General features: G+C 61.2%; 3 protein-coding genes. 1 reads left to right on the forward strand and 2 read right to left on the reverse strand.

Translation table 11 applies throughout. From position 1 onward, the window contains the following. Positions 1-46: 46 nt before the first annotated feature. Entirely contained in the window at positions 47-211 is a 165-nt protein-coding gene (locus HC022_RS28125; protein ID WP_040384351.1) for a DUF1328 domain-containing protein, read from the reverse strand. Positions 212-308: 97 nt separating this feature from the next. Beyond that, the gene (locus HC022_RS28130) at positions 309-497 is read right to left on the reverse strand and encodes a PLD nuclease N-terminal domain-containing protein (RefSeq protein WP_008884540.1); all 189 of its coding nucleotides are present in this window, start codon (positions 495-497) and stop codon (positions 309-311) included. Between HC022_RS28130 and HC022_RS28885 the strand changes: the two genes are divergently transcribed. Continuing rightward, positions 496-703 (forward strand): hypothetical protein (locus HC022_RS28885; RefSeq protein ID WP_217704145.1); only part of this gene is annotated, 208 nt, incomplete at its 3' end. The genes HC022_RS28130 and HC022_RS28885 overlap by 2 nt on opposite strands.

The raw sequence follows: 703 nt of genomic DNA on the forward strand, positions 1-703 counted from the left end.
GTACCGCGGTGCCGATGTCGTGGCACCGCGGCGGAGAACCGTCGGGTCAGGCCTTGCGTACGAGACGCATGATCAGGGTGACCACGAAGAGCACCAGGAAGATGAAGAAAAGCACCTGCGCGATGCCTGCGGATGCCGAGGCAATGCCCCCGAAGCCGAAGACGGCGGCCACAACGGCGACGACGAAGAACAGAAGAGCCCAGTACAGCATGACGATTTCCTCCTTGATCAAGCTGTGTTTCAGTAGATATGGAGCGGCTCGCACTCAACTTTAGCACGAAACGCCCGGGTTAGGTAGAGAGGGGGCGTCAGACCGTGGCGCGCGACGAGCGCGGACCGGCGATGAGCCAGATGATGAAGCCGAGAACCGGCAGGATGAGCACGAGAAGGGTCCAGAGCACCTTGGATCCGGTGCTGGCGCCCGAGCTCAGGATCGAGACGATGGCCCAGATGTCGAGAATGAGGACGATAAAGCCCCCGATACCGGCGAATTCCATGACAAAGACTCCTTTGCGTTTTTCCGTTGCGGACGGCACAACCCGGTCGTGCGGCGGCGAGAAGCCTCCGCCGGGGGTCGCTGCCCCGGGGCCGATATGTCCTGATTTTGACGTCTGCGGGCATCGCCTGCCCCCGTTCGTTCTGCCCATTCAACGCCGGGTCTCGGAAAAAGGTTCCAAAGGGGTTGAAATCACGATTTCACCGG

The sequence above is a fragment of the Salipiger sp. HF18 genome, from assembly GCF_011806505.1.
GTDB lineage: Bacteria > Pseudomonadota > Alphaproteobacteria > Rhodobacterales > Rhodobacteraceae > Salipiger > Salipiger thiooxidans.